Source organism: Halobellus sp. Atlit-38R (genome assembly GCF_003665925.1).
GTDB classification, from domain to species: Archaea; Halobacteriota; Halobacteria; order Halobacteriales; family Haloferacaceae; genus Haloquadratum; species Haloquadratum inordinatus.
The window spans coordinates 1-444 of sequence record NZ_QXIJ01000375.1; the positions used below are offsets into that span (position 1 = coordinate 1).

At 67.3% G+C, this 444-nt stretch carries 1 protein-coding gene; it reads right to left on the reverse strand.

Annotation, left to right across the window (positions count from 1 at the left end; translation table 11 throughout):
* Nucleotides 1-289: nitrous oxide reductase accessory protein NosL (locus D3D02_RS19915; RefSeq protein ID WP_199723243.1), on the reverse strand; the 289-nt coding region annotated here is incomplete at its 3' end.
* Between the last annotated feature and the right edge of the window lie 155 nt (nt 290-444).

A 444-nucleotide genomic window follows, 5' to 3' on the forward strand; every position in this document is an offset into this window, starting at 1 on the left:
ACGTGTACGTACAGGTGGCGCTACAGAACTGCGCCGGGCGACCACCCTCCGGTTCGTCGTCCTCGAAGTGGACCTGCCCGACCGTTCCCGGGTGGTCCGCGACGATCATCCCGCACTGGTCGCATGCTTGGTCGTCGTCGATGGAGACCGGGGCGATCGAGTTCGACCCACCGCCGGCGCAACCGGCGACGGAACCGATCCCTGCGGCGGCGATTCCGGCGAGCACTCGACGCCGCGGGACGCTCATCGAGCTGGCGGGCGTTGGAGTCGATGGGTCGCGTTTCGTCATGGCCAGATTTGGAGTACCTGCCTCTTAGCCCCTCTGGACGCGTTCAGCGGCGCGTTCGAGGAACGAACCAGACGCCCTAAGTCGCCGGCGATCGAAGTGCTCGCGTGGCAGTTTTCGACCCCGCTACCGCCCGGTCGTGTCGCCTCGCGGTCGTC